At 26.8% G+C, this 20,363-nt stretch carries 22 protein-coding genes; 17 read left to right on the forward strand and 5 right to left on the reverse strand.

Annotation, left to right across the window (positions count from 1 at the left end):
* Together INR60_RS01570 and INR60_RS01575 are read left to right on the forward strand one after the other, a co-directional pair.
* Window positions 1-1,422 carry an ABC transporter permease gene (locus tag INR60_RS01570; RefSeq protein WP_194189717.1) on the forward strand — a complete coding sequence of 474 codons (1,422 nt, stop codon included), beginning with the start codon at window positions 1-3 and terminating at the stop codon, window positions 1,420-1,422.
* Between the two features lie 16 nt (window positions 1,423-1,438).
* The gene (locus INR60_RS01575; RefSeq protein ID WP_194189718.1) at window positions 1,439-2,101 is read left to right on the forward strand and encodes an ABC transporter ATP-binding protein; all 663 of its coding nucleotides are present in this window, start codon (window positions 1,439-1,441) and stop codon (window positions 2,099-2,101) included.
* Between the two features lie 71 nt (window positions 2,102-2,172).
* Here the strand turns inward: INR60_RS01575 and INR60_RS01580 are convergent, their stop codons facing one another.
* From INR60_RS01580 to INR60_RS01595, 4 genes are all read right to left on the reverse strand, one after another.
* Entirely contained in the window at window positions 2,173-2,346 is a 174-nt protein-coding gene (locus INR60_RS01580) for an alpha/beta-type small acid-soluble spore protein (protein ID WP_194189719.1), read from the reverse strand.
* A 119-nt stretch (window positions 2,347-2,465) separates the two neighbouring features.
* The gene (locus tag INR60_RS01585) at window positions 2,466-3,449 is read right to left on the reverse strand and encodes a P1 family peptidase (protein WP_194189720.1); all 984 of its coding nucleotides are present in this window, start codon (window positions 3,447-3,449) and stop codon (window positions 2,466-2,468) included.
* Window positions 3,450-3,521: 72 nt separating this feature from the next.
* Window positions 3,522-4,112: an ECF transporter S component gene (locus tag INR60_RS01590; protein ID WP_194189721.1), complete on the reverse strand. Its 591-nt coding sequence runs from the start codon at window positions 4,110-4,112 to the stop codon at window positions 3,522-3,524.
* Window positions 4,113-4,456: 344 nt separating this feature from the next.
* Window positions 4,457-4,648 carry a PspC domain-containing protein gene (locus INR60_RS01595; protein ID WP_194189722.1) on the reverse strand — a complete coding sequence of 64 codons (192 nt, stop codon included), beginning with the start codon at window positions 4,646-4,648 and terminating at the stop codon, window positions 4,457-4,459.
* Between the two features lie 117 nt (window positions 4,649-4,765).
* On the opposite strand from INR60_RS01595, the gene INR60_RS01600 reads away from it, so the two are divergent.
* The 9 genes from INR60_RS01600 (at window position 4,766) to INR60_RS01640 (ending at window position 12,884) form a co-directional block, all read left to right on the forward strand.
* Window positions 4,766-5,137: a GntR family transcriptional regulator gene (locus tag INR60_RS01600; RefSeq protein ID WP_194189723.1), complete on the forward strand. Its 372-nt coding sequence runs from the start codon at window positions 4,766-4,768 to the stop codon at window positions 5,135-5,137.
* Between the two features lie 11 nt (window positions 5,138-5,148).
* A complete protein-coding gene (locus tag INR60_RS01605; RefSeq protein ID WP_194189724.1) occupies window positions 5,149-6,285 on the forward strand; it encodes a DUF5808 domain-containing protein in 1,137 nt (378 codons plus the stop codon).
* An 8-nt stretch (window positions 6,286-6,293) separates the two neighbouring features.
* A complete protein-coding gene (locus INR60_RS01610) occupies window positions 6,294-6,854 on the forward strand; it encodes an NUDIX hydrolase (protein WP_194189725.1) in 561 nt (186 codons plus the stop codon).
* A 209-nt stretch (window positions 6,855-7,063) separates the two neighbouring features.
* Window positions 7,064-8,521, forward strand: a complete 1,458-nt coding sequence (gene thrC, locus INR60_RS01615) for a threonine synthase (RefSeq protein ID WP_194189726.1) — start codon at window positions 7,064-7,066, stop codon at window positions 8,519-8,521.
* Window positions 8,514-9,416, forward strand: coding sequence for a homoserine kinase (gene thrB / locus INR60_RS01620; protein WP_194189727.1), 903 nt, complete (start codon window positions 8,514-8,516; stop codon window positions 9,414-9,416). The genes thrC and thrB overlap by 8 nt, the downstream gene beginning before the upstream one ends.
* Entirely contained in the window at window positions 9,416-9,853 is a 438-nt protein-coding gene (locus INR60_RS01625) for an ACT domain-containing protein (RefSeq protein ID WP_194189728.1), read from the forward strand. The genes thrB and INR60_RS01625 overlap by 1 nt, the downstream gene beginning before the upstream one ends.
* A gap of 183 nt (window positions 9,854-10,036) precedes the next feature.
* Window positions 10,037-10,540, forward strand: coding sequence for a GNAT family N-acetyltransferase (locus INR60_RS01630; protein WP_194189729.1), 504 nt, complete (start codon window positions 10,037-10,039; stop codon window positions 10,538-10,540).
* A gap of 65 nt (window positions 10,541-10,605) precedes the next feature.
* The gene (locus tag INR60_RS01635) at window positions 10,606-11,730 is read left to right on the forward strand and encodes a hypothetical protein (protein ID WP_194189730.1); all 1,125 of its coding nucleotides are present in this window, start codon (window positions 10,606-10,608) and stop codon (window positions 11,728-11,730) included.
* A gap of 20 nt (window positions 11,731-11,750) precedes the next feature.
* Window positions 11,751-12,884: a hypothetical protein gene (locus tag INR60_RS01640; protein ID WP_194189731.1), complete on the forward strand. Its 1,134-nt coding sequence runs from the start codon at window positions 11,751-11,753 to the stop codon at window positions 12,882-12,884.
* A 41-nt stretch (window positions 12,885-12,925) separates the two neighbouring features.
* On the opposite strand, the gene INR60_RS01645 is transcribed toward INR60_RS01640, so the two are convergent.
* The gene (locus tag INR60_RS01645) at window positions 12,926-14,929 is read right to left on the reverse strand and encodes a sulfatase-like hydrolase/transferase (protein ID WP_194189732.1); all 2,004 of its coding nucleotides are present in this window, start codon (window positions 14,927-14,929) and stop codon (window positions 12,926-12,928) included.
* 167 nt (window positions 14,930-15,096) lie between these two features.
* On the opposite strand from INR60_RS01645, the gene hisZ reads away from it, so the two are divergent.
* Genes hisZ through hisH form a run of 6 tightly spaced genes read left to right on the forward strand, consistent with a single transcriptional unit; the run spans window position 15,097 to window position 20,363 of the window.
* A complete protein-coding gene (gene hisZ / locus INR60_RS01650) occupies window positions 15,097-16,200 on the forward strand; it encodes an ATP phosphoribosyltransferase regulatory subunit (RefSeq protein WP_194189733.1) in 1,104 nt (367 codons plus the stop codon).
* Window positions 16,197-16,820 (forward strand): ATP phosphoribosyltransferase, encoded by a 624-nt coding sequence (gene hisG / locus INR60_RS01655; protein WP_194189734.1) that lies wholly within the window; start codon window positions 16,197-16,199, stop codon window positions 16,818-16,820. Before hisZ ends, hisG begins: the two co-directional genes overlap by 4 nt.
* A gap of 1 nt (window position 16,821) precedes the next feature.
* Window positions 16,822-18,123 (forward strand): histidinol dehydrogenase, encoded by a 1,302-nt coding sequence (hisD, locus tag INR60_RS01660; protein ID WP_194189735.1) that lies wholly within the window; start codon window positions 16,822-16,824, stop codon window positions 18,121-18,123.
* On the forward strand, window positions 18,110-19,144 hold the full coding sequence (gene hisC, locus INR60_RS01665) for a histidinol-phosphate transaminase (protein WP_194189736.1): 1,035 nt from the start codon (window positions 18,110-18,112) through the stop codon (window positions 19,142-19,144). The genes hisD and hisC overlap by 14 nt, the downstream gene beginning before the upstream one ends.
* Window positions 19,145-19,157: 13 nt before the next feature.
* On the forward strand, window positions 19,158-19,739 hold the full coding sequence (hisB, locus tag INR60_RS01670) for an imidazoleglycerol-phosphate dehydratase HisB (protein WP_194189737.1): 582 nt from the start codon (window positions 19,158-19,160) through the stop codon (window positions 19,737-19,739).
* Window positions 19,740-19,757: 18 nt separating this feature from the next.
* A complete protein-coding gene (gene hisH / locus INR60_RS01675; protein ID WP_194189738.1) occupies window positions 19,758-20,363 on the forward strand; it encodes an imidazole glycerol phosphate synthase subunit HisH in 606 nt (201 codons plus the stop codon).

Here is a 20,363-nt window from a genome sequence, read left to right on the forward strand (position 1 = left end):
ATGAATTTTTTTGTTCGTGGATTTTTAAGTGTTAAAGAAAGGATAGGGAAATCAGCATTATTATTTTTAGTAATAACAGCTGTAAGTGTGTTTGTTTTAGCAGGGTTTTCCATAAAAAGTGCAACGGAAAATGCTAGTGTTTTAGCTAGGCAAAAGTTAGGGGCTACAATTTCATTATCTCAAAATATGGATAAGATGAGAGAAGAAATGAGAAGTTCTAGAGAAAGCGGAAAAGAACCGGATTTTAAAATAACAAAAACTTCTGTAAAAAAGAGTGATGTAGATAAAATACTAACTTTAGATAATATAACAGATTATAATATTGTAAATAATACTGAGGCGAAGAGTTCACTTACACCTATACAAAGTAGTACAACAGAAGAATTTACAAAAGATATGGGAAGTATGAGAAGAGATATGCCCAAAATGGTTTCAGGAGACTTTACTCTTCAAGGAGTTAGGATGATGACTGAAGATGATGGCTCTATAGTAAGTGGAAGAACTATAAATTCTGAAGATACAGGTAAAAATGTAGTTGTTATAGAGGAGACACTTGCAGAGAAAAATGATATTAAGGTTTCAGATAAGATAAATATAAAAGATGTAAATGATGAAAAAGTCAAAGAAGTAGAGGTAGTTGGAATATATAAATCAAGTTCAGAATTAAACGATAATGCTATGAGAAATAACGCTATGAATCCATATAATAAAATTTATTCAAGCTATACACTTGTAAATACTATAAAGGGTGCAGATAGCGGTGATATAGATAGCGCTAAGTTTTATGTTAATGATCCAGTAAATGTAGATTCAGTTTTAGAAAATGCAAAAAAGTTAGATATAGATTTTGATACATTTAAATTAGATGCAAATAATTCAGAATATGAAAAAATGATGGGGCCGATAGAAAATGTTGGATCATTTGCAAATGCAACTGTTGTAATTGTATCAATAGCAGGTGCTATTATATTAGGATTAATAATAATGCTATGGATAAAAGATAGGAAAAATGAAATAGGAATTTTATTATCTCTTGGAGAAAGTAAATTTAAAATAATAAGTCAATTTGGAGTTGAAGTATTAATAATATTAGTATTATCTCTTGGAGCAGCTGGAATAATAGGAAATGCTGTAAGCAGCAAACTCGGAGAAGTTTTAGTTCAAAAAGAAGTTAGTTCTTTAAGTAAAGATAACAAAACTAATGATTATATGATGGGTCCAAACGGTATGGGAGGAGATTTTAAAGGAGATAGAAATAATCAAAATGTAGAAACAATAGATACTTTAGATGTTAATGTATCTATAAGCGATTTATCAAAAATGGTTGGGATTTCTTTAATGATATCATTTTTAGCTATAGCTATTCCTTCAATAGGGATTATGAGATTAGAACCAAAAGAAATATTAAGTAAGCATAATTAGAAGGGAAGTGTTTTTTATGGATAATATATTAAGTTTAAGAGATGTATCTTATTGGTATGATAATAAAAAAATTATATTAGAATCTTTAAATGTTGATTTTAAGAAAGGAAAATTTTATACGATAGTTGGACCGTCTGGAAGTGGGAAAACTACATTTTTATCACTTATTTCGGGCTTAGATAAAGAAAAATCAGGAGAAGTATTATATTGTGGAGAAGATTTGAAAAAAATAGGACTTCCAAAGTTTAGAAAAAACTATGTATCTATAATATTTCAAGGATATAATTTATTAAATTATATGACAGCACTTCAAAATGTTTTAGTATCGTTAGATATTAAAAAATTAAAGTTAGATAATCCTAAAGAAGTTGCACTTAGAATGCTTAAAAAAGTTCAAATAAACGAAGAAGAGGCAAACCAAATGGTTTTAACTTTAAGTGGAGGACAGCAACAAAGGGTTGCTATAGCTAGAGCATTAGTTTCAAATACAGATTTGATTATTGCAGATGAACCTACAGGTAATTTAGACCAAAAGACATCAAAAGAAGTTATAAAGTTATTAAAAGATTTAGTTGTAAATGAAGGAAAATGTTTAATTATGGTTACGCATAATAATGATATAGCTAAAGAATCTGATATAACATATAGGCTCAAAGATAAAAACTTAATTAAAGAATAAAGTGAAAGGTGATAGATAAATCTATCACCTTAAGTTTGTTTTTTAGAAATTTCCCACAATAGTCAAATCAATTATTGTAGTCCGTTTTCGTATTGTTCTACCATTCTTTTAACCATTTCTCCACCAACGCTTCCGCATTGTTTTGAAGAAAGGTCTCCATTGTAGTTAGAAAATGGAACTCCTAATTCTGTAGCTACTTCATTTTTGAATCCTGATAGTGCTTTTTTTGTTGATTTGCTTGTCATAATAGGTCCCTCCTAATAATAAAACAATTTATAAAACTCATTTACTTGAGCTTTATGATTATATTTTGCGTAAAAATAAGTAGATTAAACTATGATATTAAAGGTATATATGGAAAATTTTACTTAAAACTAGCTAACCCTTTAAGAGAAGGAACACCGTATAAAGTTTCAGCAGATTTAACTGCTCTTAAAATAGCTTTTTCCATAACATTGCTTGATAGCATTCCTACAGTAGTTACATCAGATTCAATTTTGTTTGTTGCCATCGTAAAGATTGTATCTCCGTCAAACATAGTGTGAGCAGGTCTCATAGTTCTTGCAAAGCCATTATGTGCCATTGAAGATATTTTTTTAGCTTCTGCCTTTGTAAACTTTGCATTTGTAACTATAAGTCCGATAGTTGTATTTCCTTTAAAAGGAGTATTTTCTTTATTTAAATTATTTATCAAAATATTTTCACTATTTAAAAATGTTTTCGTACTTCTATCAAAGGCACCAGCTACAATTTCGGAATTTTTAGGGTCTATAACATCACCTAAACAATTAACACAAACTATAGCACCTACCTTTAGTCCGTTAACCTCTACAGCATAAGTTCCAAGACCACCTTTCATAGAAGTATGTGGGCCTAAAAGTTTTCCAACAGTTGCACCAAACCCTCCTCCTATATTTCCGTTAATATCATCAGAATAAGTTTCAGAGTTTATACAAGCTTTATAGCCCATCTCTTTATTAGGTCTAGCTTTAGGATCTTTAAAAGCTAAATCAAATAAAACTGCCTGACATACTATAGGAACTTTAGCTACAGTTACATCAAATCCAATATCCCTTTCTTCTAAATATTTCATAACTCCAGAAGAGGCATCAAGACCAAAGGCACTTCCACCAGATAAAACTACTGCATGAACCTTTTGTACCATTTCTGATGGGTCTAAAAGATCTGTTTCACGAGTTCCAGGTGCACCACCACGAACGTCTACTCCACCTGTTGCACCATCCTTTGCGATAACTACAGATACGCCAGTTCCACCAAGTTTATCTTCTGCGTGACCTAATTTAATTCCATCTATATCTGTAAATTTAATTTCTTTTAATCCATTCATTATAAATACCTCACTTTAAAAATAAAATTAATAAAAAAGCTGTATCTAATATAAATACAGCTAATAAAAAACCTATTTCTTTAATTTTTGAATTGCTTTTACAACCGGTATAGCTATCAAGGCTGAGACTATAGATTCTGGGATACCATTTGTAAGAGCGATAGTGCCTATAGCACTTCCAGCTACTTCTTGTGATATTCCCATAAGGTTTGCGTATTGGTTTAAATATAGGATGTAAATTAAACCTAAAACTCCAACTGTGTTTGTAAGTGTACCAAGAACAGCCGCTATACCAACAGATATAGATTCATTTTTAAATTTATTCTTAAAAAACTTATAAATATAGTATGCTACAAGTCCTATTAAAATTCTAGGAACTAAAGATACTATAGGGTTTAAGAAGAATGGTGATAGTAAAACAGGTGCAGTTGCAGCCTGATACATAGAGAATAATCCAAAGACTAATCCTACCATCATTCCAACTATTGGCCCTTCAATAATTGCTCCAATGATTACAGGTACATGCATTATAGTTGCCTTCATAAAAGGCAGTGGTATAAAACCAAGACCTGTAAGACCCATAAATATTGAAATACCTGAAAGCATTCCTATAATTACAAGTTGACGAATACCAAATTTTTGTTTTTTAATACATTTTTCCATTTTAATCCCCCGTTCTTATTCCATATATTTTGGATATAATTCGGCAAAAAACAATATCTTAAGTTTTGTTTATTTGCGTTCAGTTTCTATAATAGAATACCGACAAGGATTATTTTATCACCATAATTGTGTATAGTTCAAGATATATTGTTAAAAAAATATCTAGTTTATAAATCTTTATTTAAAAAACGTTGAAAACACTAGAAGTACAGGAAAAAGAAAATATATTCTGAAAATTTTAACTATTGAAATTGTTTAGATAATTATAAAATTTTATTAGAATTATAGGATAAAAATAGAAAAAACTTAGGAAATAGTTATTTATTTAACTATTTCCTAAGCTCCTACTTTTTTTCAGGTATAACTAAAGCTAAGACTAAGTAAACAAGAAATGTAGTAAAACAACTAAAGAAAAGGCTGATTACAAATATTACTCTAATTAATACAGGGTCTATATTTAAATAATCACCAAATCCTTCGCAGATTCCAAGAAACTTACCTTCTTTAGGCATACGATAAAGCTTTTTTTCTACCATAAAATCACCTCTTTAAATTATAGCATAGTAACCTTATTAAAATGCTTATATTATGTATTAAAGTTAAAAAAAGTTTGTTATACTTTAAATATAACAAACTTGTAGGAGGTATATATTATGATATTAGAATTGGATACAACATCTGAAATTCCAATTTATCAGCAAATAAGAAACTCTATTGTAATTGGTATTGCAAGAGGAAAACTTAAAGAAGGAGATAGTTTACCTTCTGTTAGAAGTCTTGCAAGTAGTATCGGAATAAATTTGCATACAGTAAATAAAGCATATAACTTATTAAAAGACGAAGGTTATTTGGTTGTAGATAGAAGAAATGGCGCTATGGTTCATTTGGATTTTAAGGGAAAAGAAGAGAAATTTATGGACTCTTTAAAAGAAAATATTGAGATTTCAATTGCAGAATGCATAGTTCGCAAGGTTGAAGAAGAAGAAATTATTAGAATTATAAAAGAAAAATTTAAAGGTATTTAAAGGAGGGTATTATGAGAGACGAATTCGTTTTTATTACTATTTTAAATATACCACTTGTTATATTTTTTATTTACTTAGCATTAAACACTGAAAGGTTTAAATGTAGCGGAATTTATTATGGGGTAAGGGTTCCAAATAAATATAAAGATGATAAAGAGATAGTATTTATTACAGAAAAATATAAAAAGAAGATAACACGTTTAATAATAATAACATTTTTAGCTATAACTATAATATCTTTTTTAGTACCTTATATTATAGTTTTTATAATAGGAATTTTAATAATTCCTATAGTCTTTACTATTCAGTATAAAAATGCTAATAGAGAGATTTTAAAAGTGAAAAAGGACAAGGATTGGAATAATGAGTTTAAAGGTAAGATTTATGTCTATTTAAATGTCAAAGAAAAAGAAGATAATATAAAAATTAATAATAAGCCGTTTATAGTAGCATTTATAATAGCAATAATACCTTTAATTATTACGCTTTTTATATATAAAAGTTTACCAAGTACACTAGCTATGCAATTTGACTTTAATGGAAACCCATCAAGACTGATCAATACTCATACATTAGGTGGTTTTTTAGAACTTATAATGGTACCTATTTTAAATATTTTTATAGTTTTTATATTTTATATAACAACTATATATGATTTTAAAAAGAGAAAGACACAATCTCTAAACGGGGGAACGTATAAACAAATAAAATTTAAAGATAAAATAACAGGAGAAGCTTTAAACAAACTAAACGGTATATCAGCTCTTCTTACTGCAGTTTTTTTATCTTTTATTAATCTTTATTTATTAAAGTTAATTCCCCAAAACAAAGATACCTTTTTAATTTTGATGGGGTGTACTGGAGTTTTTGTTTTTATTATAATTTTGGTTTCTATAAAAGCTATGAATGATACAACTAAATCTTCAAAGGATGATTTAAATGAAAAAGAATATTATAGAGATGATGATGAGTACTATAAACTTGGTATGTTTTATTATAATCCTGTAGACCCATCAATATTTAAAGAAAAAAGATATGGTATAGGCTATGATTTAAATTATGGAAACATAGTATCTAAAATAATAATTGGAGTTTGCATACTATGCATAATTGGGTCAATAATATTAACAGGGATAAATTATATGTGAGGTGTGTTATGAAATTATTAAATATAGAAAAACAAACAAATAATAAATTTTTAAATATGTATAAATTAAAACTTAAGAATAATTCAAATAAAATAAAAGAATATTTTATAAGTAGTAGAAGAGAAAAAGAAGATTTAGCTTGTGTAACTAAAAATCATAATAAAGCAGATGGAGTTATGATGATTCCTATTACAGAAGAGGATGAAATAGTGTTAATAAAACAATATAGACCAGCTATAGATGATTATATTTATGAATTACCAGCAGGGCTTATAGATGATGGTGAAACGATAGAAGAGGCGAGTAGACGTGAATTATTCGAAGAAACAGGTTTAAAGGCTAAGAGCGTTGAACTTTTCTTAAAACCAAGCTATACATCAGTTGGAATGACAGATGAAACTACTGCAATTGTTAAGATGAAAGTTTTCGGAGAATGCACTTCTGAAAATTCAGAAGAAGATGAAGATATAGAAGTTATAAAGGTTAAAATTTCTAAAGCAGCTGAGTTTGTTAAAAATAATAATATTTCAATTAAGGGTGGAATAATATTATCTATGCTTAAAAAATAAATACAAAACTCTTCTATTGTTTTTAAATGGAAATTTAATAATAGATAGAGTAAAATTTTATAGATTTGCACAAACAGTAGGTTTGAGTTTGAAACTCAAACCTTATTTATTAATATTTAATGTATTTCTATTAGATACAGTTGTTTATGAGCAAAGTAAATGTTAGAATTGAAAATAGGAAAATTTCTAGATTTCAATGGGGTGATTAAATGAATTTTAGAAGTACTAGGGGGCTAGAATCTAGTATAAAAGGATCAGAGGCAATAATTAATGGTATAGCAAAAGATGGAGGACTTTATGTTCCAGAGACATTTCCTAAAATGTATGAAAAACTTAGAGATAAAAGCATTTTTGGGTATGAAGAAATTGCAGTAGAGATAATCTATAAATATTTCAATGATATATCTAAAGAAAGCATCAGAAAAGCGGTAAAAAAAGCATACAGAAACAGGTTCAAAGTGAATGTTAATAATGGTTACTTAGAATTATATCACGGGCCAACTTGTGCATTTAAAGATGCAGCTTTACTGTTTTTACCACAAATTATGAAAGAAGCAAAAAAGAACTTAGGATTAGAAGATGAAATTGTAATACTTACAGCAACATCAGGAGATACAGGAAAGGCAGCTTTAGAAGGGTTTAAAGATATTGATGGATTTAAGGTATTAGTATATTATCCTAAGGACGGAGTAAGTGAAATTCAAAGAAAACAAATGGAGACATCGGAAGGAGGAAATCTTAAAGTAGTAGCTATTAAAGGAAATTTTGATAATGCACAAAGCGGAGTTAAAGATATTTTTAATGATAATAATTTAAATGTATCTATAAAAGAAAGAGGGATTACATTATCATCAGCAAATTCCATAAATATAGGAAGGTTAATTCCACAAATAGTTTATTATTTTTATTCTTATTTTAAGTTAATAGATAAAGGTGAGATAAAAAGGGATGAAGAAATAAACATAGCAGTTCCAACGGGGAATTTTGGAAATATACTTGCAGCATATTATGCAAAAAAAATGGGACTTCCAATTAATAAGTTTATTTGCGCATCTAACAAAAATAACGTTTTGTCAGACTTTTTTAATTCGGGAATCTATGATAAAAATAGGGAACTTTACCTAACGGAGTCTCCTTCTATGGATATTCTTATTTCCTCTAATTTAGAGAGACTATTATTCGAAGCAACAGGTAGAGATAGTTTTGAAGTAAGAAGACTTATGGATAGCCTAAAAGCTAATGGAATTTATAAGATATCTGAAAAGCTTAAAAGCTCTTTAGGTGAATTTTATGGTGGATATGCAAACGAAGAAGAAGTGTATAAAGAAATAAAAAAAGTATATGTAAATGACGGGTATCTAATTGATACTCACACAGCCGTAGCATCAGTTGTTAAAGATAAATATAAAAATGAAACTAAAGATGATAAATATATATTAACTGTATCAACAGCAAGTCCTTATAAATTTCCAAGAAGTATATGTAGTGCACTTGGGATTGATGTTGAGTTTATGAGTGATTACGATGTATTAAAAGCCTTATTTTTAGAAAGTAGCAGTGAAATTCCAGCTTGTTTAAGTAGACTTCAAAATAAGAAAGAGCTTCACAACAATCTTTGTGATAAAGATAATATGAAAGAAGCTTTAATAGATTTTTTAGATGAATAAAAGCTTTAAAGTTATTGTACCTGGAACTTCAGCAAATATGGGACCAGGATTTGATTCTATGGGACTAGCATTAAATTTATATAATATATATAAATTTGAAAAGATAGAAAGCGGGATAGAACTTAGTGGTTTTGATGAAGGGTATAATAATTTAGATAACATTCTTTATAAAGCTATGAAGGTATGCTTTGATAAGGCTAACTACGAAATAAGCTATGGAATAAAAATAAGTGAAATAAAAAGAGATATACCAGTTTCTAGAGGACTTGGAAGTAGCTCGGCGCTTATAGTTGCTGGTATTTTTGCGGCAAATAAATTTATGGGTGATTTATTTAGTTTAGATGAGCTTTTAGATTTAGCTGTTTTAATTGAAGGACATCCTGATAATGTTGCACCTGCAATTTTGGGAGGAATAGTTATTGCATCAGTTTTAGATGAAAATACGTATTATCAAAAAGTAGTGTCTAAAAATGATTATAATTATATAGCAATAGTTCCAAGGTATGAACTTAAAACTGAAATGGCAAGAAGCATATTACCTAAAACTTTAAGTTATAGTGATGCTATTTATAATATATCTAGGGTTGGACTTTTAGTTTCGGCTCTTATAAATGGCGATGATAAAGCAGTTAATATTGCAATGAATGATAGATTACACGAACCCTTTAGAAAAAAATTTATAAAAGGGTTTGATTTAATAAAAGAAGAGGCTTATAATAATAAAGCTATAGCATCATTTTTAAGCGGTGCAGGTCCAACTATTATGATATTATCTAAGGGTGAGGATCTATTACTTAAAAAGATGCGAGAGGTTTTAATTAAAGAAAATTTAACTTATGATATCTTAGATTTAAATCTAGATATGAATGGAGTTTTAATAGAAGGTGGAAACTAATGACAGGTAGATATTTAGTAATAGATAAAAAGGTATTACCAGAGGTATACGAAAAAGTTTTAGAAGTAAAGAAAATCCTAAAAGAAGGAAAAATAAAAGAAATAACAGAAGCTACTAAAAAAATCGGAATAAGTAGAAGTGTTTATTATAAATATAAAGATTATATATTTGATTTTTCAGAAAGTGCACAAGGTAGAAAGATGACTTTTTCTATGATGATAAAACATAGAAAAGGAGTATTATCAAATATATTAAACTATTTATCTGATATAGGTGGAAATATCTTAACTATAGACCAAGGGTTACCTATAAATGAAATAGCGAACCTTACTATAACGATAGATATGTCTATGCTTGAATTGGATTTAACATCTTTTTTAGATTGTATAGGAAAAATAGAGAACGTTGAAAAAGTAGACTTTATTGCGATGGAATAAATTTAAGCACTATAACTTTTAGTTATAGTGCTTTAAATTTTAAAGTAGATTAAATTTATAATATAAAAAATATTTTTATTAAATTCTAAAGGACTAAAGTATTAATTAATTCTAGTTTTTTCCTTTTGTAGATGATATTATATTATTTAAGTAGATATAAACTAATTAAAAGGGGCGAAGTTTATGAATTACATAGAAACTAAGATAGAAGGATTTAAACTTAGAGAAACTAGTGAAAAAGACATACCTCTAATTTTAAATTTAATTAAAGAGATTGCAATTTATGAAAAAATGTTAGACCAAGTTATTGCAACGGAAGAGACTTTAAAGGAGTCTATATTTAATAAAGATGAAGCAGAGGTTTTGATTGCAGAGTTTAATGGAGAGCCTATAGGATACGTTTTATACTTTTATAATTTTTCTACATTTATAGGAAGATCAGGGTTTTATTTAGAAGATATTTATATAAAGCCTGAGTATAGAGGAAAAGGTATAGGAAAAGAAATATTTAGACTAATTGCGGGTATTGCTTTTGAAAAGGGATGCAGACGTATGGAGTGGACTTGTTTAAATTGGAATGAGCCATCAATAAATTTTTATAAAAGCTTAGGTGCAGTTCCTATGAGTGAATGGACTGTTTATAGATTAGATAGGGAAAATATAGAGAAAGTTTCAAAAATGAAATAAATTAATAAATAAGCGTACTAATGAATATTATATTTAGTACGCTTTTATTTTAAGTGGGGGAATTTATGAAAAAAGTGTTAGTTATGTTTATGGTAGGGGTTTCAATTAGCTTTGTGGGGTGCAAAGATAATTCAAAAAGTGATAGTTTAGAATTAAAAGAAGTATCATATTCAAATAAAGAAAATAGGATAGAAGATTTTAAGATAGAGTTTTATGAGGGGAATCTTTATGGGTATACTGAAGAAGTTGTTTTAGATGATATTTTAATTAATACAAATTTAGTTCTTTTAAAAGATATAGATAAAGAAGATTTAGTTAACTTTAGATTAGAATATTTAATTAAGTTTAATGGGGAAGAGTATGTAAAATCAGACTATATTAAAAAAGAAAAGTTAGATAAATATAATATATATATCTTCAAGATAAATAAAAATGGAGATATAAAAAGTGTAAAAGATATAGAAGAAAGAGATAGATTTACGTTCTATGAAAATGGAAAAGTTATATATAAAGTAAAAGAAGATGTTAAAGATAGAATTAATAAAAATTTTAAAGGAATAGAAGAGGGATTTTCTATAAATAAAAATTCAATAAGTTTAGATTATCTAAAAGGAAGTAATAAAAAATATTTTTTATTAAAAGTTAGTAATATTTATGGGATGCAATATGTAATTATAAATAAAGAGAATGATAAGGCATATTATAGTGAATACATAAAACACTCATTTCCTAAAGATAAATTAAACTTAGAAGAAGAAATTTTTAAAGATAAAGATAGCCTTTATAAAATAGATGGAAAAGGAATACTTTACAAAACAGATATTAATTTTAAAAATCAGTTTAAAAAAGTTAAGGATTTAAATGAATATATTTTAGGTGTAGTAGAGTCAAAAGAAAATATTTATTTAGTTAATAACAAATATGAGATTAAAAAATTTAAAGAAGAAAATTTAGAACTTTTAAAAGGTTACTCTAAAGATTTAAGAGCAGATGAAAGATCTGATTTATTTATATATGAAAATTCAAATGAAATTTATATTGGAAAACCAAAGGGAAATAAAATCGAAGTTATATCTAAATTTTACTTAAAAGAAAATGAATCAATATTAAGTATTTCAGATAATAAAATTGTAATTAAAGAATACGATGTTAGAAAGGGAAAAGTAATTTATAAGTTTTACAAAATCTAATCACTGTTTTAGGGGGCTATATGTTAAAGAAGTATATAATAAGTTGTATTTTGGTATTTTCAGCAGTTGCATTTTTAAGTTGCACAAATAAAGGGGTAAATACAGAAAAAATAGATAAAGAAAGTTTAAAAAGTGAAGCTTTTAGCAATTATGATAATGAGATAGAGATAGATACAGAAGGTAAGTTTAATATTTGTTATGAAGAAGTAATTTCAGGAGAGCTTATTATAGAAACGGATCTTTTAAGGACTTCTGATATTTTAAGTAAAGAAGTATTTAAAGAGGATATTTTAAATATAAACGGGAAAAGTTATGTTAATGAAAATATAGCAAAAGAAAGATATAAAGTTAAGAATATTATAGATCGTGTTAAATTTAAAGTCAAAGAAAATGGGGAACTTCAAGAGTTTAATGAAAAAAGGGATTTAGGTCTTATGATATTAGATGATGATGGAAAAACAGAATTTGCTATAGATAAAAATATATTAAAAGATTTTGAAAAGTCTAGTAAAATTATTAGAGATTTAGATAGTTCAATGAACTACTGGACAGATTATATTTTAGGTGGAGATAAAGAATATGTAGCTTTTTCTATAGAGGATAGCTTTGGAAGCGAATTTTTTATACTAAATAAAGAAAATAATAAAAAATACTATTTAGATTATAAAAGCTATGGGGAAGGTATTAGAAACTTTATGGTAGCTACTTTTATGGATAAAGATACATCAGATATTTATGGAATTAATTCATTAAATGAATTGATGAAAATAACTTTTGAGGGAGATAAAATAAAGACAGAAAAACTTTTTAATGTAGAGGATAATTGTGTTTTATATAATGACTCTAAAATTTATTTAGTAAATGTTCATAGTGGAAAAATCCAAAATTTCGATTTTAAAACAAAAGAATTAGTGACTATAATAGAGGAAGATGACATATCAGATTTTAAAAAGTACGCCTTTAATGACTATCTTGTTATAAGTAACGATAATGCAGGATATATTTGCAAAGTTAAAGATGATAAAATAAAGGTAAATAAAAAGCTTAATTTAGAGAATAATAAAACATTAATATTAGGGGCAAAAGATAGGGTAATAACAAGAGAAAAAGTAGATTTAGATTTTAAATACAAGTACAAGATATATAAACTTTAAACTAAAAAGATGCAGCCTTTAATAAAGGTTGCATCTTTATTTTATATTTTCATTGAAAATTTAAGCTTTTCTATTAATTCATTTTTGTAATACTCTATTATATCTAAATTATGATTAAAATCTAATTCGTTATTATCTTTGTCAGTAATTTTTGCATTTAATGTAGTTAAATCTACTATTCCAGAATCAGTAACATTTTCTACTGTTTCAAAAAATACGCATCTTTCCATATCTCTAAATGACGCTTTATAAGTTCTATTAGGATATAATGATTCAGAAAAAACATATTTTCTTTCATCTTTTCCACCAAGAGTTTTTGGAATTATAGAATCTGTATTTTTGCAGTTAGTCTTTATATTAAAGGCATTAGAACAGATGCTAAATAAGTCAAGTGCTTGTATTAATTCATCGGATTCGCATTTTGGGATATTAAATCCCCTTGACATAAATGGAACCTTAACTCTATAGTCATTTAAAAATTCTAAATTTTCATCTGCAAGATATCCTTGACCGTGATCTGAAACTAGATTAATTATATAATCTTCAGTTTCGTAATTATCTTTTACATAGTTTAACAGAAGAGAAACATAAGTATCTAATCTATTTATAGCATATTTATATATTTCACATTTTTCTTTAGAGTATTTTTTTTGTACACTAGTTTCTTCAGAAGAAACTGTTTTATGTAAACTTGAATCCATCATTGTTTGAATAGATGTATAATGCTCATACTCATCAGCTACATCATGTAAGTCAGGTAAACAGACCCATAAGGCTTGATTTGTATCTTTAAAAGTTCTTAAATGTTCGATTGAATGCATAACTACTTCATTTGCTTGCATATGATATCTTCCAAAAGAATAAAGATATCTATTAAGACCTTTATAATAACTATAGTTTGGATTGCTTCTCCAATCGCCATCTATCTTTGCTGTAAAGAAGTTATTTTCGCTTAAGTTTTCAAAATATAATTTCTCATCATTTAAAGAAAATGAGTTTTTATGTGGGTGATATAGTCTATGGTTATGAGTATATTTTCCAGTAAACATACTTGCAACTGAAACTAAGGTCCACTCCCCAGAAACGTAGCAATTATTAAATATTGTACCTTCTTTAAAAAACTTATAAGTTAAAGGCATTAAAGACTCCTTATCATTTTCTTCTAAGAATTTTTGTGATAAGCCATCTATAAAGATGTTTAATAAAAGCTTTGGCTTTTTAGAAGTAACTATTTTATCACCAAAAAATAAATCTAATGAACCATCAAATTTTATTAAATCTCCTTTTTTAAGCTTTAAAAAGTAAACTCTATTTTTTAGTAGTGATTTAGAAATTGATTCTTCATTTAAAGTGAATTTATATTTAACTGTTTTAGATGATACTAAAGGTATAATACAATCGGATGTGATTTTTTCATTTAGTGCTTTTATGTTAGGATTTATTTTAAATAAATCTGTTGTATAAAAAGCAAAGGCCTCCTCTATTATATCTTTAGCTGTGTCTTCTTCAAATAAGCCATTTCGGTAAGTGGAGTAGTTATTAAATACTCCTGAGAAATAATTTTTAAAAATAACTTTTCCAGTACAATTTTCTTTTTCTATAAAAGGAAATTCTAATAAAGAAGAAGTTAAGATTTTCATTTCAGATTTAATAAAATTAAAATCTTCTTCTTTTAATTTATTGTTTTGAGTTAATAAATCATTTGCAATAGATTTTATAGTAGAATCGTCACAAAAAGAAATTATTCTTAAAGTATCTAAGATTCCTTCTTTTAAATTTCCAAGGTTTATATTGATAATGGCTCTATTTAAACGTAGTTCATAATCATATTCATTAAACTTTAATCCTTCATTAGCTAGTTTAAGTGCTTTTTTTAAATCTCCAGTATTAAAGTAATAAAAAGCTTTTAAGGAATATAATTCAAAATCAAAACTAAACTTTTTTTCATATTCATCTAATAATTTTTTAGAAGATATAAAATTTGAAGATTCAAGTTCTGTTTTTATAAGTTTTTTTAATGATTGTGCTTCTAATATATTTATCAAGTTTTTATCCCCTTATTTAATATAAATTTTAATTTGATTATATCATAAAAACATAAGAAAAAAAGGTTGACAACCATTAAATGGTAATTTAAGATGTTTATAACAATTTAGCACTTTAATATAGTGAAGTACAAACAATTATAGATTTTTGTTTTAGGAGGTAGGGAATGGGTAAGAAGAATATTATTCCAGAAGGAATGAAAGATTTATTATATGAGGAATGTGATACTAGAGAATTTATAAAAAATAAAGTGCAAGATGTATTTTATAGATTTGGATACGATGAAATAGTAACGCCTAGTATTGAATTTTTAAATACATTTATAACTTATAAAAACTATATAAAAGAAGAAGAGGTTTATAAATTTTTTGATAGAGAAGGTAGAATACTTTCTTTAAAGCCAGATGTGACAATCCCTATAGCTAGAGTTGTAGGGGCTAAAATGAAATCCTTAGATTTACCAATTAGATTAAAATACACATCTAACACATTTAGGATGAATAAATCTTTAAAAGGTAGACAAAACGAAACTTTAGAAAGTGGAATCGAACTTATTGGAAGAGGTGGAATTTTAGGAGATATTGAAGTTCTTATTATAGCTATAGAAGGAATAAAGAGTTTAGGGTTAGATGATTTTAAAGTTGAAATTGGAAATATTAATTTTTTTAAGAAAAATTTTAGTGATTTAGGTTTAAGCGAAGAGATGGAAGAAAAGCTTGCATCACTTTTAGAAAGTAAGAGTTTAAATGATTTAAATTTATTATTAGATAAATTAGATATAACAAAAGAAAAAAAAGATTTTATAAAAAGGATGCCATGGCTTTTTGGCGGAGTAGAAGTATTAGATGATTTATTAAAAGATAAATTTAGTGATGATATAAAAAAAGAAATTATATATCTTAAAAATATTTATGAGTATTTAGAAGAGTTAGGTTATAGTAAATATATTTCTTTTGATTTAGGTATGGTTCCAAGAGTTAATTATTATACAGGGATAATTTTTAGATCCTATATAGAGGGGGTATCTAAGAGCATATTAAATGGTGGAAGATATGATAATTTAATTAAAGAGTATGGAAGAGATACTTTAGCTATTGGATTTTCATTTGATTTAGATCTAATTTCTAGCAATTACGCTTTAAATATAAATAAAGAAGAAGAAATAATTGAAATGAAAGAGGACTTTATAGATTCTTTTAAAAAGGGAATAAAATCATTTAAAGAAGGTAAAAGAATCAAGCTTGGAAAAGGTTTAGGAGGGAAGTTATGACTATAAGTATAGCACTTACTAAAGGAAGACTTGAAAAGGACACAGTTAATATTTTAGAAAAGGTAGGATATGGCGTAGAAGAACTTAAAGACAAGGGAAGAAAGCTTGTTTTTAAAGATAATAAGAAAGATATAGAATATTTTTTAGTTAAGGCAAAGGATTCTATAACATATGTAGAACACGGTGTAGCTGATATTGGAGTAGTTGGAAAAGATACTTTGTTAGAAAGTGAAAAAGAGTACTTTGAAGTGTTAGATTTAAATCTTGGAAAATGTAAATTTATAGTTGCATCTTTACCTAATAATAATATTTATGAAAAGGTTGGACATTTAAAAATAGGAACTAAATATCCGAAGGTAGCTAGAAATTATTTTGAAAAATTAAAGATGGATGTTGAAGTTATAAAAATTGAGGGGTCTGTTGAACTTGCACCTATATTAAATCTTTGTGATGGAATAGTAGATATTATGGAAACTGGAACAACTCTTAAAGAAAATGGACTTGTTGTTTTAGATTCAATTTGTGATATAAGTGCTAGAGTTATAGTTAATAAAGCAAGTTTCAAATTAAAATCAAAAGAAATAAAGGAGTTTTTAAATGATATAAGAAAGGAGATTTAATATGCTAAATATCGAAGAGGTTTATTATAAAGATTTAAAATGGGAAGACTTTTTAAAATCTAAAAATAGTATAAGTGAAATTGATCAAAACAAAACAAAAATAGTAAAAGAAATTATAGAAAATGTAAGGGTAAAAGGTGATAAAGCATTAAGAGAGTATACTAAAAAGTTTGATAAAGTAGAGGCTTACGATTTCTTAGTAAGTGATAAAGAGTTTGAAGAGGCATTTAAAAATGTATCAAGTGAATTTATAGAAAATATAAAGGAAGCAAAAGAGAATATACTTGAATATCATAACCTTCAAAAACCTATTCCCTATAGGATAAATAGAGAAAGTGGAACCTTTTTAGGAAGAAAGGTTACGCCTTTAGAAAGAATTGGACTTTATGTTCCAGGAGGAACTGCAAGCTATCCATCTTCTGTTTTAATGAATGCTATTCCAGCTATAGTTGCTGGTGTTTCTGAAATTGTAATTATAACTCCCCCAGATAAAAATAATAAAATAAATCCATATGTTTTAGTAACTTCTAAAATTTTAGGTATTGATAAGGTATATAAAATCGGAGGGGCACAAGGTATTGCGGCATTAGCGTACGGAACAGAAAGTATTAAAAAGGTATTAAAAATAGTAGGGCCTGGAAATATATATGTATCTCTTGCAAAGAGAGAGGTTTTTGGAGAAGTTGATATAGATATGATAGCAGGACCTAGTGAAATCTTAATTATTGCAGATGAAAATAGCAATCCAAAATATATTGCAGCAGATTTAATGAGTCAAGCTGAACATGATATTTTAGCATCAGCAATTCTTATAACAACTTCTAAACTTTTAGCTAAAAAAGTAAAAGAAGAAATTAATAAAGCATTAGAGAATCTATCTAGAAGGGATATTATTTTAAAGTCTTTAAATGATTTTGGAAAAATAATAATAATAGATGATATAGAAGAGGCATTTACTATTTCAAATGAAATAGCACCAGAGCATCTAGAAATACTTTTAGACTATCCAAGTATTTATTTAGAAAAGATAAAAAATGCAGGCTCTATATTTCTTGGGGAATATTCTCCAGAACCTGTAGGAGATTATTTTGCTGGAACAAACCACGTTTTACCTACAGGAGGAACTGCTAAATTTTCATCTCCCTTATCTGTAGAAGATTTTATGAAAAAATCTTCTTATGTATTTTATTCAAAAGAAGATCTTTTAAAAAATGGAGAAAAGATAATAGGTATTGCAAACAAAGAAGGACTAACTGCACATTCCTTTTCTGTGAAAGTGAGGTTAGAAGATGAAAAATACTGAAAAGTATAACCAAATAGAAGAAGGAGATTTTATAAGGTTAAATGGAAATGAAAGTCCATTTAATTTAAAAGAAGAAACTTTAGAAGAGATTTTAAAAAAGATAAAATTAGCTTCTTTTAATAGGTATCCTGAAAGTGAAAATTCAAATTTAAGAGAAGCTTATTCTAAATATATAGGAGTAGATAAAGACTCTATAATATGTGGTAATGGGTCAGATGAAATGATAGCTTTAGTTATTAATAGCTTAATAACTAAAGATGACAAGGTTCTTACTTTAAATCCTGATTTTTCTATGTATGATTATTATGTTCAAATAAATGAAGGAAATTTATTAAAGATAGATTGCATGGAAGATGGAAGCTATAAAATAGAGGATTTTTTAAGTTATAGGGAGAAAAAGGAAATAAGATTAATTATTTTTTCAAATCCAAATAATCCTACAGGATTTACTATAAAAAATAAAGACATAGAAAAGCTTTTAAAAGAATATAAAAATGCAAAAATACTTATAGATGAGGCTTATACTGAATTTAATGAGGAAACTATAATAGAAAAGATTAAAGAGTATGATAATTTGCTAGTTACAAGGACTCTATCAAAAGCTTTTGGGTTAGCATCTATAAGAGTTGGTTTTTTAATAGGAAATAAAGCTCTTATAAAAAGCTTAAATAATAATAAGGTTCCATACAATGTAAACAGTATATCTCAAATTATAGGATGCGAAATTTTAAAAGATGTAGATAGTATAAATAATTCAATAAAATATATAAAAGATGAAAGAGAAAGATTATTTAATAGATTAAAAGAAATTCAAAATAAGAATAATTTAGACATTAAGTTTTATAAATCTTTTGGAAATTATATATTTGGAAGAAGTAAATCTAAAGAAAAATTAGTAAGCTATCTAAAAGAAAATAAGATATTAATCAGAAGTTTTAAAGATGATAGCTTTAGGATTTCAATTGGAAGTTTTTCTGAAAATAATATATTAATCGATAAAATAAATAGTTTTTATAACTAGAGGGGGCAAAAATTTGGGGAGAGAATATTGTATAAACAGAAAAACTAATGAAACTAATATAGAAGCTTATATAAATTTAGATGGAATAGGTGAAAGTGAGATTTGCACTGGGATTGGATTTTTTGATCACATGATAGAACTTTTAGCTTTTCATAGTTCAATAGATATAAAAGTTAAATGTATTGGAGACTTAAAAGTTTGCGACCATCACTCTATAGAAGATATCGGAATAGCACTTGGAAAAGCTTTTAAAGAAGCTATTTCAGATAAAAAAGGTATAGAGAGGTACGGAAGCTTTTATGTTCCTATGGATGAGAGTTTAGCTTTTGTATCTATAGATATAAGTGGTAGACCTTTTTTAGTATTTGATTGTGACTTTAAAAGGGATAGTATAAATAATTTTTCAACTGAGATGGTTGAAGAGTTTTTAAGGGCTTTTGCATTTAATGCAAAAATAACTCTTCATACTAAAGTACTTTACGGAAAAAATGATCATCACAAAATAGAAGCTATATTTAAAGCTTTAGGAAGAAGCCTAAAAATAGCAAAAGAAATTACAAGTGAAAAACTTCAAAGTACTAAAGGCACAATTTAATTTATAGGAGGCTTAAATATGATTGGGGTAGTAGATTACGGAATGGGGAATTTAAAAAGTATAGCAAATGCATTAGATTTCTTAAAGATAGATTATATTATTTCAAGAAACATAGAAGAATTAGAGAGTTGTGATAGATATATATTACCTGGAGTTGGAGCGTTTAAAGATGCTATAGAGTATATAAAAGATAATTCGTTAGATTCATTTTTGATAAAGATGACAAAAATAAATAAACCCCTTCTTGGAATATGTCTCGGGATGCAACTACTTTTTGAAAAGAGCTATGAAGGGGGAGAGACTTTAGGGCTTGGTTTAATTTCTGGAAAAGTCATTAAATTAGACCGAGAAATGGTTAGAGTACCTCATATAGGTTGGAACTCTATAGATAAAAATAAGGATGACTTTTTAGTAAAAGAAATAAAAAATAAGACATTTATGTATTACGTTCATTCCTTTTACGCAATAGATTATGATATTAGTGATTTAATTTTATATTCTCATTATGGTGATATTAAAATTCCAGGGCTAATTAGAAAAGGAAATATTATAGGGGCACAGTTTCATCCTGAAAAATCAGGAGAGGATGGACTTAAAATATTAAAAGCATTTAATAACATTTAA

The organism is Clostridium chrysemydis (assembly GCF_015234215.1).
In the GTDB taxonomy this organism is placed as follows: Bacteria; Bacillota; Clostridia; order Clostridiales; family Clostridiaceae; genus Clostridium; species Clostridium chrysemydis.